We start from the raw sequence: 15,374 nt of genomic DNA on the forward strand, positions 1-15,374 counted from the left end.
TTTATGTTTCAAAACGAATATGATGTTATAGTTGTAGGAGCCGGTCACGCTGGAAGTGAGGCCGCAGCGGCCGCAGCCAATATGGGTTGCAGTACACTTTTGGTGACCATGAACCTGCAGAATATTGCTCAAATGAGTTGTAATCCTGCCATGGGTGGTATTGCAAAAGGGCAAATCGTAAGAGAGATAGATGCCCTTGGAGGATACAGTGGACTCGTGAGTGATACCAGTGCTATTCAATTTAAGATGCTCAATAAATCTAAAGGGCCTGCGATGTGGAGTCCGAGAGTGCAGAGTGATCGAATGATGTTTGCAGAACATTGGCGTCTACGTCTCGAAGCAACACCAAATCTGGATTTTTATCAGGAAATGGTTTCGGGGTTAATTATAGAAGGAGAAAAGGTAATCGGAGTAAAAACTTCCCTTGGAATTGAGATCAAGACCAAAAGCGTGATTCTTACCAACGGAACTTTTTTGAATGGTTTGATCCATATTGGAGATAAACAATTTGGAGGCGGTAGGGCAGGAGAAAGAGCTGCAACCGGCATCACAGAGGAACTTGTACAAATAGGTTTTGAAGCCGGAAGAATGAAAACCGGAACGCCTCCGAGGGTTGATGGAAGGTCGTTGGATTATTCTAAAATGATTGAACAACCCGGAGATGATGTGCCTTCCAAATTTTCATATCTGGACGAAACAAAACCGCTCACTAAACAGAGATCTTGTTATATGTCTTATACCTCTCCCGAGGTACATGAATTATTAAAAGAAGGTTTTGACAGGTCCCCAATGTTTAACGGCAGGATAAAAAGTGTTGGTCCGCGTTACTGTCCTTCTATTGAAGATAAGATCAATCGTTTTGCAGATAAAGACAGGCACCAGCTTTTTATCGAACCCGAAGGGTGGAACACTGTCGAGATGTATATCAATGGATTTTCAACTTCGTTGCCCGAGGAAGTACAATTTAGAGCCTTGAGTTCGGTAGCGGGATTTGAAAAAGTGAAATTCTTTAGACCCGGTTACGCGATTGAATATGATTATTTCCCGCCAACACAATTAAAACATACGCTTGAAACCAAACTGGTAGAAGGACTTTATTTTGCAGGACAGATCAATGGAACCACAGGTTATGAAGAAGCGGGTTCACAAGGTTTAATGGCAGGTATAAATGCGGCCTTAAAAGTAAGGGAAAAGGAAGAATTTGTGCTGCAAAGAAGTGAGGCTTATATAGGAGTTTTAATTGATGATCTCATTACAAAAGGAACAGAGGAGCCTTACCGAATGTTTACTTCGAGAGCGGAATATAGAACTCTTTTACGGCAGGATAATGCCGATTTCAGGCTTACCGAAAAGTCCTTTGAAATTGGATTAGCTTCAGAAAAAAGGATGCAAAAGATGGAAGAGAAGAAATCCAAATCTTTTGCTTTTGTGGAGTTTCTGAAAGATAAAAGTGTGGCACCCGAAGAGGCTAATGTGGTTTTGGAAGCAAATGATTCTGCTCCAATGAAACAAAGCGACAAGATCTTCAAAGTTTTTTCCAGGCCCAATATTGATATGCAGGATATCCGAACTTTTAGTGGTGTGGAAGATTATATTCAGGGGAATCAACTAGGGGAGGAAGTACTTGAGCAAACCGAAATTCAGGTTAAGTATTCGGGATATATTGAAAAGGAAAAGAACAATGCCGACAAACTTCACAGACTGGAAGGAATTAAAATTCCGGGGGATTTTGATTACTCCAGGATCAAATCCATGTCTTACGAAGCGCGTGAAAAACTGAAAAAAGTTCAGCCAACATCTATTTCGCAGGCCTCCCGGATTAGTGGGGTAAGTCCAAATGATATTTCTGTTTTGTTGGTGTACATGGGAAGATAAAATGTAATAGTTCCACGTGGAACAACGGTAAAAAATTTATATGTTTCCATTAGAATTTTCTAAAAAACCTGTCCTCGTTTGCAAAGATCACACGGTAAGTGGAGAGTATTTCGAATTGAGAAAAGCAAAGGATCTTGATCTTTTAGCAACTTTTCCAAGACCCGATCTTGAGCAGTTACCATCTTATTATAAAAGCGAAAATTACATTTCCCATACCGATTCAAAAAAGGGTTTTTTTGATAAGGTTTATCAGCAGGTAAAAAACCTGATGCTTAAAAATAAGCTCAACTGGATTGAAAAAGAAAGAACGCCTGGAGCAAAAATATTAGATATTGGTGCAGGAACGGGAGACTTTTTGCGTGCGGCAAAAAACCGGAACTGGGAAGTATTTGGTGTCGAACCAAATCCTGATGCCCGGAAGCTTGCTGCAGAAAAAGGGGTGGAGTTGGAAAAAACAACATCTTCTTTTCCCGACCAGAGTTTTGATGTAATTACCATGTGGCATGTTTTAGAACACGTGCCCGATCTTGAGGAGCAGATAAAAGAACTTGACCGGCTTTTAAAACCCAATGGTCTTCTTGTTATCGCGGTGCCAAATTTTAAAAGTGACGACGCCAAGAAATACAAAGATAATTGGGCAGCTTATGATGTGCCCAGGCATCTTTATCATTTCTCTCCTTCAGCTATTAAAAAAATTTTTAATTCCACAGGTTTTTTACTTACCTCTCAAAAAGGGCTTTTTTTTGATTCCTTTTATGTAAGCCTTCTTTCTGAAAAATATTCTTCCGGTTCAGGAAATTTTCTTCGGGCAGGATATAATGGCATAACTTCTAACCTCAAGGCAAGATCCTCCGGAAACTACTCTTCTCTTGCTTACTTTCTAAAGAAAAGTAGTTAAAACGCATTTTTAAGCGTTTTAAGGGGCTTTTAGCTTCTTGATGATGTTATGTATGTTAATTTTCTTTTCTGACGCTTATTTAAGCCTCTAATTCTGTCATTTTTCATAGAATTTTCAAATAAGCTTATTTTTTTTTCATATCAAAACCTTATAGTTGTATAATAGAGGCTTTTTTAGGAGGGAATGAAAATGCTTTCTTACTTTTGCTGCAAATCGAAAAAATTTAAAAATGAGAAAATTATTTATGGTCCTGTCTTTAGGGGCTATTCTTACTGCCTGTAACAACGATAAGACTGCCTATGTCGACACTACTGTTTTACTTCAGGAGTATTCTGAAATGAAAGAAGTCGAAGCAGATTTCAATGTAAGATCTGAAAGTTTGAAAAGGGAACTGGACTCTGCTGCACAGGGATTTCAGCAGGAAGTAATGGAATTTAGAGATAATGCGGCCACAATGTCTGAAGCTGAAAGACAGGCTGCCCAGGAAAATTTGATGCAAAAGCAACAAATGCTTCAGCAACAACAGCAAATGAGAAGTGGTCAATTGAGACAGGAAGGTGACCAGGTGATAGATTCAATTATTACTAAAGTGAAGGATTTCGTAAAGGTCTACGGAGAGGAAAATGATTACACCTATATCTTTGGATCGAATGAATCTGCAAACATTATGTATGCAGAGGAAGGACTGGATATCACTCAGGAGATATTGGCAGAGCTTAATGAAAGCAGGGGAGTTGCCAAAGAAGATGCTGCAGTTACAGAGTAATAACTTACTCTCTCAAAATTTCAAGGGTTCCACATGGAACCCTTTTTTTATGCGGTTACTAAAAAGACCCCAAAGATTATAACGATGAAATATCCCACAATAGTGAAGGCTCCCGCATAATCATTTGCCACCCGTTGTCCAAAAAGCAACATAAGCAGAGTAACTGCGGCAAGAACAAGTGACCTAAGGGCCAGTGTAGGATCTTCATTTGCGTAAAGAGTATAGATGGCTGCTAAAGCCATGAGTCCTGTAATTATTTCCAATACAAGTATAATACCCAGCAGCAGGGATACCATTCCACCCATAAAGGTGCCTTTGAAGTGTCCTGTAAGCCATTCGTAATTTCCCTTCCAGTTCATCATCTTATCAAGACCCGATTGGAGAAAGGTAATTATGGTAAAAACCAAAATGAGGTAAACAGGAATATTAGAAATGAAATTGTCCATGATGAACTAGTTTTTATGAATGAGTCTGGTTAGTTTAATGGAAAGATCTGTGAGAATGATCTTGGCGTTTCCATTTCTTTCAATATGGTAAACGGCATCTTCCAGTTCTTTTGTGATGCCGGTGATATTATTCCCTGTGATAAAAGGAGCAAATTTTTCCAATTTAAATCCTTTTGTCTGCGGTTGCATAAAGACGAGGTTCTTTGCTTTATAATTGTACATGAGAGCCTGCCGGAAAAAATCCATACAAAACAGCAGGAACTTCTTTTGCGGTTCCCTTCCTGTGCCCGCGATCATTTCACTCCAGGCAATTAATTCGGCTAGAGCAGTTTTATCTCCTTTAGCTTTAAAAGCAGTTCTTACCCAGGAAATGAACCACTCCTCAAATTGTTCGTCACCTGAATTGTGTCTAAGAATGTGCAGAGCATTATTGTAATTTCCATTGGCCCGGTGTGCAATAGTAAGTGCTTTGGGACGATCACAATTTTCTTTTTGTTCAAGGGCTTCAGCAATTACTGCCTCATTCAATGGGGGAAAGTGCAGGGTTTGACACCTGGATCTTATAGTTTGAATAATGTTTTCCTCTTCTTCGGTAATTAACAGGAAAAGGGTCTTTTGTGGGGGTTCTTCTATTAGCTTCAGCAATTTGTTGGCGCAGCTGTCGTTCATCTTTTCGGCCATCCAAATGATCATTACCTTATAGCCTCCTTCATAAGATTTCAGCGAAAGGGCTTTGACAATATCCTGTGCCTCATCGACCCCTATTTTTCCCTGCTTATTTTCAATTCCCAGTTTTTGGTACCAGTCAAAAAGGCTTCCGTAGGGCTCCTGTTCCACAAATTGCCGCCATTCCTCGCTAAAATGAGAAGAAATGGCATTCTTCTTTACTTTGTCGTTGTTAGCAACAGGATATGCAAAATGCAGGTCTGGATGAGCGAGTTTGTTCATCTTCAGGTTACAGGCTTCCTTTCCTGTATTGTTCTCTGCACTTGTATTACCACAGAGGACATATTGCGCATAAGCAATTGCCATAGGAAGCGTTCCACTACCCGAGGATCCTACAAATAATTGGGCATGAGGGATCCGGTTATTATCCACCGTAGTGGTGAGGTGATTCTTTATATGCGGAAGGCCTAATACTTCAGAAAATAGCATAAGCAAAGATAAAATTTCTTCACACTTTATTATCTTAGGGGAAAATTTAATTTAGGCTAAAAACAGCTATATGAAAACTATTAATGACTATAATTTTAAAGATAAAAAAGCCCTGATAAGGGTTGATTTTAATGTTCCGCTTAATGAACAACAAGAGGTAGGGGATACCAGCCGAATTGAGGGCGCTAAACCTACAGTGAATAAGATCCTTAAAGATGGTGGTAGCGCTATCCTTATGTCGCACCTTGGTCGCCCAAAGGGAGTTGATAAAAAGAACTCGCTGCAACACATTGTGGCCAAAGTTTCAGAAATTCTTGGGGTTGAGGTGAAATTTGTAGATGAATGTGTTGGGGAAAAAGCGCAACAAGCTGCACTGGATCTAAAACCGGGAGAGGTACTTTTGCTTGAGAACCTGCGTTTTCATGCAGAAGAAGAGAAAGGGGATGAAGAATTCGCTAAAAAACTGGCTTCATTGGGAGACATTTACGTGAATGATGCCTTTGGTACTGCGCACCGTGCCCATGCTTCCACGACCATTGTAGCAAAATATTTTGATGAAAAATGTGTTGGTGCTTTACTTCATAAGGAAATCGATAGTTTGGAAAAAGTGCTTGGAAGTTCAGAAAAACCAGTAACTGCTGTTTTGGGTGGAGCCAAGGTTTCTACCAAGATCACAGTTATTGAAAATATTCTTGATAAAATCGATCACCTTATAATTGGTGGTGGAATGACCTACACTTTTACAAAAGCAAAAGGTGGGAAAATTGGAAATTCCTTAGTGGAAGACGACAAATTGGAACTAGCACTTGAAATTCTTAGAAAAGCTGAAGAAAAGGGAGTGAAGATCCATCTTCCGGTTGATGCCGTGATAGCCGATTCTTTTTCTGAAGAAGCCAGCACAAAAGTGATTCCTGTAGATGAGATCCCCGACGGATGGATGGGATTAGACATAGGACCTGAAACCATAAAGAAATATGGTGATGTTCTTGAAAGTTCTAAAACTATCTTGTGGAACGGACCGATGGGAGTTTTTGAAATGCAGCCTTTTGCAAAAGGAACTATCGCTGTGGGAGAACATATTGCTGCGGCCACAAAGAAAGGTGCTTTTTCTCTGGTAGGAGGAGGAGACTCTGTTGCTGCCGTGAAACAATTTGGACTTGAAGATAAAGTGAGCTATGTTTCCACAGGTGGAGGAGCAATGCTTGAAATGCTTGAAGGAAAAAGTTTACCGGGCATTGAAGCCTTAAAAAAATAAAGAGGTACGATAATTGAAGGAAAAAATATACTGCTTTTGAGAAATGATGTTATGATGAAACAAATTTTGCCTTTTTTGATGCTGCTCATGTCTGTAGCTGCATTTGCCCAGGACGTAAAGTCCGGGGCGAAGAATGTAAAGGGACAGGAGAATGGAGAAACGGGCGATACCATAAGGCTTCCCGAACAGGATTTTTTCCTTTTGCTCGATAGCGATGATGTAGATCTCGCAAATAATGTGCCGGTACATAAGATTCTCAAAGACTCCCTTGTTTTTGCCCTTTTAGACGATCCTGGTGCAGCAACGATAGATTCGTTGTGGCAGCAGGAACTGTTTGAATCCAGTCTTTATATGGATTTAAGGGACTCCCTGCTTAACCAGGAATATAATGAGGTAGTCTTTGATGATCTTCCCACGGATACTTTGAAGGTAAGACTTCAAAAACTTAATGCCAAAACCCCTTTTAATATAGAATACAATCCTCTTCTTGAGAATGTGATCAAATCCTATCTCAAGAGAAATAAGAAGGGGATGGAGAGGTTAATGGCCCTAAGCACCTACTATTTTCCTCTTTTTGAGCAAAAGCTTGACGTGTATAACATTCCGCTGGAGATAAAATATCTTGCCATAGTGGAATCGGCTCTTAATCCTCGTGCAAGGTCACGCGTTGGGGCTACCGGTTTATGGCAGTTTATGTTTGCAACGGGGAAAATGCATGGTCTGGATGTGAGTTCTTATGTAGATGAGCGTATGGATCCTGTTATGGCTACCGAAGCCGCAGCTCAATACCTTTCTACCCTTTACAGGGTTTTTGAGGATTGGGATCTGGTTTTGGCCTCTTATAATTCCGGTCCCGGGAATGTTTCTAAAGCAATTAGGCGAAGCGGAGGTTCCACGAATTACTGGAACTTAAGGCCATATCTTCCACGTGAAACAGCTGGATATGTACCTGCTTTCCTGGCTACAATGTACATTTTTGAATATGCCGAAGAGCATGGTTTTCAACCTCCTCACCCAAGAACAGCTTACTTCGAGACAGATACCATTCATCCAAAGAAGATGCTCACTTTCGAGCAGATTTCACAGGTGACAGGAGTGGAAAAAGAAATGTTGCAGTTCCTTAATCCCAGCTATAAGCTTGATGTTATTCCTTATGTAGAAGATGAAAGCTACAGCCTAAGGTTGCCGCGTAACAGGACCGGCCTTTTTGTGAATAATGAAGAAGCTATTTATGGATATGCCCAGGCTTTGGAAGAAAAGAAGGAGGAAGCCTTACCTAAGTTAGTGCAGCCGGAGTCTACTGTAAGGTACCGCGTGAGACGTGGGGATTACCTCGGAAAAATAGCCGAAAGATATGGAGTAGGGGTAAGCCAGATAAAAAGATGGAACAACATGAGGAGCAATAATCTTAGAATAGGCCAAAGACTTATTATTTATCCGCAGAAAAACTCTGCTACAGCCGAAAGTTCTTCCTCGCCAAGATTCTATACCGTTAAACATGGAGATTCTCTGTGGAGCATTTCTAAAAAATTTCCAGGTGTAACTGTACAGGAGATTAAAAACCTAAATAAAATGAACAGTACCCGGCTCAAACCTGGGATGAAACTTAAACTTTCCGACGGGTAGTCTTCCCGCTTCAAACTTTATCTATGAAAAAACTATTAGCTTTCTTTTCAGTTCTTTTAATTTTAACCGGGTGTGGTGATGGCAAGGATGATCCTGTTGTAGTATCCAGTTCCTCAGGGAAGATCAATAGCGTGACGGTAGTTATGGAAAACGAGCTGTGGACCGGTGAAGTTGGAGAGGCCGTAAGACGTCATTTCGCTGCACCTGTAGACGGGCTACCACAAGAGGAGCCGTTATTCTCCCTTAGCCAAATGCCGCCGGTGGCATTTTCTGGTTTTGCCAGGAAAAACAGGATCTTTCTTAAAGTACAAAAAGGAGAGGAGACTGGAGTTAAACTCGCCGACGATGCTTATGCCCGCCCTCAAAAAGGAGTTTTGATTACCGGGGAGACTAATGAGGAGATCATTTCTCTTATTGATGAAAATGCGGAAAAAATTATTTCCACCTTCAAAAAAACAGAACTAACCGAGCAACAGCGTCGTATTAAGAAATCACTTAAGAACGATGAAAAGCTGGAAGAACAACTTGGCGTGTCTTTAAAATTCCCTACTGCCTACAGGTATGCGAAAGAAAGTGATGACTTCTTTTGGTTACGTAAAGATATCCCCACGGGAAGTATGGAGATCCTGGTGTATGAAGTACCCAGGCATGTAATTGAGAAGGACACAAATATTATTGGAAACATTATTCAAATGCGAGATTCTATTGGAGAAACTCATATTCCCGGTAGGTTGGATAATACTTTTATGATCACAGAAGCTGCCTATGCTCCTTATCTTTTTGAATCTGAAATTGATGGGAAATTTGCATGGGAATCAAAAGGAATGTGGGAAGTAAAAGGGGATTTTATGGCTGGTCCTTTTTTAAATTATGCGGTGCTCGATGAGGAGAACGATCGTTATGTAATACTTGAAGGATTTGCCTTTTCACCCTCGGCAAGGAAAAGGGAGAATATGATGGAACTCGAGGCGATTCTCAAATCGGCAAAAATTAATTAGCAATAAAAAAACCCAACTTTTGTTGGGTTTTTAATTAGTATAAAAAAGAGTTATTACAATCTCTTTTTGTCTTCTTCAGTATTATTGGCAGGAGCATCATCTTTGGAAGCGTCTTTAAATTCTTTAATTCCGCTACCCAATCCTCTCATTAGTTCAGGGATTTTTCTTCCTCCAAACAACAACAACACAATGACCACGATTAATATAATTTGTGGTGCTCCAATCTGTAATGGTATAAAAACTGCACTCATAATGATCAATTTAATGTTGCAAAGTTAGTAATAAAACTTTAATCCGTTTGTTTATGAGAGGATAAAACCTCTCTAAAATATCTTTATTATATCTTTGCCTAAGGCCGTAAATATGACCAAGAACACCGAACATAAAAGAAATTTCAGGCAAAAGCTCCTGCATAAATACAGGCTGGTAATTCTTAACGAAGATACTTTTGAAGAAAAAGTGTCCTTTAAACTTACACGCCTTAATGTTTTTGTGGTAGTAACTCTTTCTGCAATTTTATTGATCGCCGGTACCACGGTACTCATAGCCTTTACAGGATTGAGAGAGTACATCCCCGGCTATTCCTCTACCGAACTGCAGCAAAGAGCTTTGCAGCTGGCTTATAAAACAGATTCCCTGCAAACTGTCGTGGAACTAAACAACCAGTATCTGGGCTCCATTAAACGGGTGCTGTCCGGAGATGTAAAACCGGCAGAATTTAACCGGGATTCCCTTATGGAAGCTCATAGGTCAAGTGCAGATGAAGTAGACCTCAAACCTTCCAAAGAAGATAGTTTACTTAGGGAAACCGTGGTACAGGAGGATAAATATAATTTCCTGGAAACCGCAACTTCCCGCGCCAACTACGCTCTTTTTCCCCCTTTAAAAGGTCCTTTTTCTGAAGGTTACAATATCAAAGACAAGCATTTTGGGGTTGATATTGTCGCTTCGCATAACGCGCCAATAAAATCTGTGGCCGATGGGACGGTGATCTTTTCGGGATGGACGGCAGAAACCGGAAACGTTATTATTTTAGAACACAGTTACGGGCTTATCTCCATTTATAAGCACAATGCATCCCTCACTAAAGAACAGGGGGACAGGGTGCAAAGAGGAGAAGTTATTGCAACGGCTGGGTCTACAGGAGAATATTCGACCGGGCCACACCTGCATTTTGAATTGTGGAGTGAAGGCCGACCGGTGAACCCAACAGATTTTATAGATTTTGAATAGTAAGTATGTCAGTTAAATCATTTGCAGCCAAAATATTCGCGTCATACGTTAGACGTCAGATTGATTCCTGGGCAAACGAGCCGGTTAAGACCCAAAAAAGGGTTTTTGAACAGCTCTTAAAGAAAGCAGCTAACACTGAGTTTGGAAGAGACCACGGATTTCAAAATATCTCCGGATACAGGGAATATGCAGCGCGTGTTCCTGTGCGGGATTATGAGGATCTTAAACCTTATGTTGAAAAGGTGGTAGCAGGTGAGAAAGATATCCTATGGCCCGGGAAACCTCTTTATTTTGCCAAGACATCTGGAACCACCAGTGGTGCCAAATATATTCCGCTTACAAAGGAGTCAATGCCTACTCATATTGATGCTGCACGAAATGCCATTTTGTGCTATATCAATGACACAGGAAAAGCAGATTTTGTAGATGGAAAAATGATCTTCCTTCAAGGCAGTCCCGAACTTGATGAGAAAAACGGGATTAAACTTGGGAGACTCTCTGGGATAGCTGCACATTACGTACCGGGCTACCTGCAACGTAACCGCATGCCTTCCTGGGAGACCAATACCATTGAAGATTGGGAAACGAAAGTAGAAGCTGTGGTTGATGAAACTATTAAGGAGGATATGACCGTAATAAGCGGCATTCCTTCCTGGGTACAGATGTATTTTGAAAGACTGCAGGCAAGGGCCGGAAAGAAAGTGGGAGAGATCTTTCCCAACTTCAACCTTTTCATTTACGGCGGAGTAAATTTCGAACCTTATCGCGCAAAATTTGAAAGCCTAATTGGCAGGAAAGTGGACAGTATTGAACTCTTTCCGGCTTCTGAAGGGTTTTTTGCATTCCAGGACAGGCAGAATGAAAAGGGAATGCTTTTACAGCTTGATTCCGGGATCTTTTATGAGTTCATAAAAGCAGATGAGTTTTATTCTGAAAGCCCCCGACGATACACGATAGGTGAGGTAGAGCTTGATGTAAACTATGTCATGATCATTTCCACTACGGCAGGTCTATGGGCTTATAACCTTGGAGATACAGTACAGTTTACCTCGCTGGCTCCTTACAGAGTTATTGTTTCGGGAAGGATCAAGCATTTTATCTCGGCTTTTGGAGAACATGTGATCGCCAAGGAAGTAGAACAGGCGATGCAGGAAGCTACGGCCGGAACAGGAGTTCAGATCTCCGAATTCACAGTTGCGCCACAAATAACTCCGGAAGGCGATCAATTGCCTTACCACGAATGGTTCATCGAATTTGAGGAAGAACCCGAAGATTTAAATACTTTTGCTTCAGCTTTAGATAAATCCCTTCAGCAGCAAAATTCTTATTACCTGGACTTGATAGAAGGAAAGATCCTTCAGCAATTAAAAATAAGCCGGGTTCCTGCTAACGGTTTTCAGCAGTACATGAAGTCTATTGGAAAACTGGGTGGGCAAAACAAGTTACCAAGGCTTTCAAATGATCGCAAGATCGCAAAAGCATTGGAAAATATACAAAACAGAAAATAATTTATGGGTAATTTAAAATTACAGGGTCGCACAAGAGCACAGGAAAGTTCAAACGCCATTGAACGTATGTATATCACAATGCGACATCTTTTCAACCGTGGGTTCTATAAACCTATGGGAGTATCCGGGGAAACTCTTAGAGAAGCATTATTAATCCTTCGTCCAGAGATTTATGGATCTGTAGCCGAAGAAAAGGTAGAACTCAACGGGCTTCTATACGTGATGGACAGGCTTCCTCTCGGACTGGAGGAGTGTCGTTTTATCAACCTTACCAGTGATGAAGGCTATGGTAATTCTCACTTTAAACCTATAGTTCCTCCCAAAAGGCGCAGAAACTGTTACAGGATCGATGAGGAGCAAATGAACATCGAGATCACCCGAGGGCGGTCAGAGATTTATGATATTCTTACTCACCTCACCTTTCTGTTCATCGAATCTCATAAAATAATGAGACGGGTTCTTATAGACGAGGAAGGAGAAGTATCCCGGGACTGGCAAAAGCTGGAGCTGGCGGTTATGCAAAAGGAACCACTTGACCAGGCACAACGGGAAGTAGCCCTTACCCATACGGCAAATATCTTAGGCCGCACTTTTAGGGAAGTGACTACGATCTATCCTCTTTTTAGTACGCCGTCAAGTCCCGAAAGATTTCTCCACATCATCTATTACCTTGGGAAACTGGCTCTTGATGAAATGCTCAATAACAACAAACGAATTGTGACCTTTAGCCCTGTACTTAGGGAGCGATTAGGTCATCATATTCACGGCGAGATCTGGGCAAATAAGGTGAAAGAGGTGCTACTACAAAAGAACCTTATGAACCGTCCTTTGCACATTATAAGTGCAAACATGCATAGTGTGATGAACACCCTTTATGCTTCGGAAGCTTTAAAACCCGAGCTAAAGAAAAAATCGCTTTTTGGCATATATGAAGATCTTAGCAACGGGGCCAATGGCCAGCTAAGAATGAAGGTTATGAAAAATGCTGTTTCTGAAGGGATGGTGTTTATCGAAGATACCAGTGGTGCTAACATTGATGTACAGGTTTTTGATACTGTTAAGATGTCCTTAGTAAACCCGAAATTCAAACAGAGCAGCAAGAAAAAAGAAGAAGATAAGCCGGTGATCATGGTGATGGATTACGCTTTTGGAGAACAAGCTTACGAGACCATGGATGAAATGCTGAAACCTTACCAGTCTGAGCATGGAAATATCCACCTTAATGTGGCCTCAATTTCCATAATGGGTAAAGCCGGAATTTTAGCAGGCGGTAAAGGGGATATTATGATCCCTACAGCGCACCTTTTTGAAGGTACGGCAGATAATTATCCAATTCATAATGAACTTTCAAAAGAAGATCTTGATGGCCATGGAATTCATGTTTGCGACGGCTCAATGATCACTGTACTGGGAACTTCCCTTCAAAACAAAGATATTTTGAAGTTTTTCCATGAGTCCACATGGAATGTGGTGGGACTGGAAATGGAAGGAGCACATTATCAAAAAGCAGTACAGGCCGCAGCAAGATTAAGAAAAAATATTAGTGAGGATGTCAAGGTGAGGTATGCCTATTATGCTTCAGATAATCCTTTGGAAACAGGAAGCACACTTGCATCAGGTGGATTGGGAACTACAGGAGTAAAACCTACATATCTTATCACTGAAAAGATACTGGAGCAAATTTTTGAAATTCCGAAGGAATCAGATAAAAATGAAAAATCGGAAAAAAGGAAACTGTAGATGGAGAATAAAAAATATACGCTGGTTACCGGCGGCGCAGGCTTTATTGGGTCAAATTATATCAATATTTTCATAGAAGATAATGATACTCATATAGTAAACCTGGATTTGCTCACCTATGCCGGGGATCTTGAAAACCTGGAAGTTGATGGTCATAAGAATTACACTTTTGTAAAAGGTGATATTCGCGATAAGGAGTTGGTGAAAGATCTCTTCCAAAAATACCATTTTTCGAGGGTAATAAATTTTGCAGCCGAATCTCACGTGGATAATTCTATTCTTAATCCTGCTGCTTTTGTGGAAACCAACATTAACGGTACTTTCAACCTGCTGCAAACTGCTTACACGCTGTGGATGAATGGACCTTTTGAGCTGAAGGAAGAGTTTAGCGATGCCAAATTCCTGCATGTTTCAACAGATGAGGTGTATGGAACTTTAGGTGCAGAAGGATTATTTACCGAAGAAACTCCGTACGCGCCCAACAGTCCATATTCGGCTTCAAAAGCGGCTTCAGATTTTCTTGTGCGCAGTTATTTCCACACTTATGGACTTCCTGTGGTGACCACCAATTGTTCCAATAATTACGGCCCGCACCAGCACGATGAAAAACTTATTCCTACTATTATTCGCACTGCATTAAAAAAGGAACCCATCCCTATTTACGGCGACGGAAAAAATGTTCGTGACTGGCTATATGTATCAGACCACTGTAAGGGAATAAAACTGGTTCTCGAAAAGGGTAAATTTGGAGAGACCTATAATATTGGGGGCCGAAACGAGCGGGAGAATATTTATATCGCCCAAAAGATCTCAGAAATTTTAGACAGGTTAGTTCCACGTGAAGACGGGAAGAGCTATAAAGATCTTATATCATTTGTGAAGGACCGGCCCGGGCATGACCAGAGGTACGCTATTGATGCCACAAAACTGGAGTCACAGTTGGGTTGGAAAGCCGATGAAAATTTTGAGTCCGGTATAGAAAAGACGGTACAATGGTACCTTGAAAAATATAAAGCATGAAAGGCATCATCCTGGCAGGAGGATCGGGCACCAGGTTGCACCCGTTAACCCTTGTGGTAAGCAAGCAGTTAATGCCGGTGTATGATAAGCCTATGATCTATTATCCTTTGTCAACGCTAATGATGGCCGGGATAAGAGAGATCCTCATAATCTCTACCCCAAAGGATCTTCCTTTATTCAGGGAATTGCTGGGGGACGGGAGCAGGTATGGTTGTGAATTCCAATTCGCGGTACAGGATAAACCCCGCGGTCTGGCCGAAGCTTTTATCATTGGAGCAGATTTTATAGGAAATGACAAAGTAGCTCTTATCCTGGGGGACAACATTTTTTATGGTTCGGGACTGGACAAGCTGCTTCAAAATAATAGCGACCCAAACGGCGGAATGATCTTCGCTTATCACGTCCATGACCCTAAACGCTATGGCGTAGTAGATTTTGACAAGACAGGAAAAGTGATCTCGATTGAAGAAAAACCTGTTACACCAAAGTCAAATTTTGCGGTTCCCGGGATATATTTTTATGACAATGAAGTAATTGATATTGCCCGTGGCATAAAACCTTCGGTCCGGGAGGAACTGGAGATCACAGATGTGAATAATTCTTACCTTGAAAGAGGAAAATTACAGGTGAGTATTCTCGACAAAGGCACTGCCTGGCTGGATACAGGTACATTTGATTCTCTTATGAAAGCCGCACAATTTGTACAGGTGATCGAAGAGCGGCAGGGCTTGAAAATAGGAGCCATAGAAGAAACAGCCTATAAAATGGGCTATATTGATAAATCTCAGCTTCACCGGCTGGCCCAACCGCTGCTAAAAAGCGGCTACGGCGAATACCTTTTACAACTGGATTAG

Annotated in this window: 14 protein-coding genes; 11 read left to right on the forward strand and 3 right to left on the reverse strand. The window is 41.1% G+C overall.

Annotated elements, in window-relative coordinates:
* The first annotated feature begins 3 nt into the window (after window positions 1–3).
* From mnmG to LA313_RS06490, 3 genes are all read left to right on the forward strand, one after another.
* Entirely contained in the window at window positions 4–1,875 is a 1,872-nt protein-coding gene (gene mnmG, locus LA313_RS06480; RefSeq protein ID WP_228913864.1) for a tRNA uridine-5-carboxymethylaminomethyl(34) synthesis enzyme MnmG, read from the forward strand.
* Between the two features lie 40 nt (window positions 1,876–1,915).
* Complete coding sequence (locus tag LA313_RS06485) at window positions 1,916–2,773, forward strand: class I SAM-dependent methyltransferase (RefSeq protein WP_228913865.1); 858 nt, start codon at window positions 1,916–1,918, stop codon at window positions 2,771–2,773.
* 229 nt (window positions 2,774–3,002) lie between these two features.
* Window positions 3,003–3,539, forward strand: coding sequence for an OmpH family outer membrane protein (locus tag LA313_RS06490; protein WP_228913866.1), 537 nt, complete (start codon window positions 3,003–3,005; stop codon window positions 3,537–3,539).
* Window positions 3,540–3,586: 47 nt separating this feature from the next.
* On the opposite strand, the gene LA313_RS06495 is transcribed toward LA313_RS06490, so the two are convergent.
* Both LA313_RS06495 and LA313_RS06500 read right to left on the reverse strand, forming a co-directional pair.
* A complete protein-coding gene (locus LA313_RS06495) occupies window positions 3,587–3,985 on the reverse strand; it encodes a DoxX family protein (protein WP_228913867.1) in 399 nt (132 codons plus the stop codon).
* Between the two features lie 6 nt (window positions 3,986–3,991).
* Window positions 3,992–5,140 carry a DNA polymerase III subunit gene (locus tag LA313_RS06500; RefSeq protein WP_228913868.1) on the reverse strand — a complete coding sequence of 383 codons (1,149 nt, stop codon included), beginning with the start codon at window positions 5,138–5,140 and terminating at the stop codon, window positions 3,992–3,994.
* A gap of 70 nt (window positions 5,141–5,210) precedes the next feature.
* On the opposite strand from LA313_RS06500, the gene LA313_RS06505 reads away from it, so the two are divergent.
* The 3 genes from LA313_RS06505 to LA313_RS06515 are packed head-to-tail and all read left to right on the forward strand — an operon-like array spanning window position 5,211 to window position 9,019.
* Window positions 5,211–6,395: a phosphoglycerate kinase gene (locus LA313_RS06505; protein ID WP_228913869.1), complete on the forward strand. Its 1,185-nt coding sequence runs from the start codon at window positions 5,211–5,213 to the stop codon at window positions 6,393–6,395.
* Between the two features lie 54 nt (window positions 6,396–6,449).
* Window positions 6,450–8,021 (forward strand): lytic transglycosylase domain-containing protein, encoded by a 1,572-nt coding sequence (locus LA313_RS06510; protein ID WP_408641369.1) that lies wholly within the window; start codon window positions 6,450–6,452, stop codon window positions 8,019–8,021.
* 23 nt (window positions 8,022–8,044) lie between these two features.
* Window positions 8,045–9,019, forward strand: a complete 975-nt coding sequence (locus tag LA313_RS06515) for a DUF4837 family protein (protein ID WP_228913871.1) — start codon at window positions 8,045–8,047, stop codon at window positions 9,017–9,019.
* A 53-nt stretch (window positions 9,020–9,072) separates the two neighbouring features.
* Here the strand turns inward: LA313_RS06515 and tatA are convergent, their stop codons facing one another.
* Entirely contained in the window at window positions 9,073–9,270 is a 198-nt protein-coding gene (gene tatA, locus LA313_RS06520) for a twin-arginine translocase TatA/TatE family subunit (RefSeq protein WP_228913872.1), read from the reverse strand.
* Window positions 9,271–9,382: 112 nt separating this feature from the next.
* On the opposite strand from tatA, the gene LA313_RS06525 reads away from it, so the two are divergent.
* The 5 genes from LA313_RS06525 to rfbA are packed head-to-tail and all read left to right on the forward strand — an operon-like array spanning window position 9,383 to window position 15,374.
* Window positions 9,383–10,252 carry a M23 family metallopeptidase gene (locus LA313_RS06525; protein ID WP_228913873.1) on the forward strand — a complete coding sequence of 290 codons (870 nt, stop codon included), beginning with the start codon at window positions 9,383–9,385 and terminating at the stop codon, window positions 10,250–10,252.
* A 5-nt stretch (window positions 10,253–10,257) separates the two neighbouring features.
* The gene (locus LA313_RS06530) at window positions 10,258–11,760 is read left to right on the forward strand and encodes a GH3 auxin-responsive promoter family protein (protein ID WP_228913874.1); all 1,503 of its coding nucleotides are present in this window, start codon (window positions 10,258–10,260) and stop codon (window positions 11,758–11,760) included.
* 3 nt (window positions 11,761–11,763) lie between these two features.
* Window positions 11,764–13,500 carry a DUF6909 family protein gene (locus tag LA313_RS06535; protein WP_228913875.1) on the forward strand — a complete coding sequence of 579 codons (1,737 nt, stop codon included), beginning with the start codon at window positions 11,764–11,766 and terminating at the stop codon, window positions 13,498–13,500.
* Window positions 13,501–14,520 (forward strand): dTDP-glucose 4,6-dehydratase, encoded by a 1,020-nt coding sequence (gene rfbB, locus LA313_RS06540; protein ID WP_228913876.1) that lies wholly within the window; start codon window positions 13,501–13,503, stop codon window positions 14,518–14,520.
* A complete protein-coding gene (gene rfbA / locus LA313_RS06545; RefSeq protein WP_228913877.1) occupies window positions 14,517–15,374 on the forward strand; it encodes a glucose-1-phosphate thymidylyltransferase RfbA in 858 nt (285 codons plus the stop codon). Before rfbB ends, rfbA begins: the two co-directional genes overlap by 4 nt.

This window comes from Salinimicrobium sediminilitoris (assembly GCF_020866905.1).
Taxonomy (GTDB): domain Bacteria; phylum Bacteroidota; class Bacteroidia; order Flavobacteriales; family Flavobacteriaceae; genus Salinimicrobium; species Salinimicrobium sediminilitoris.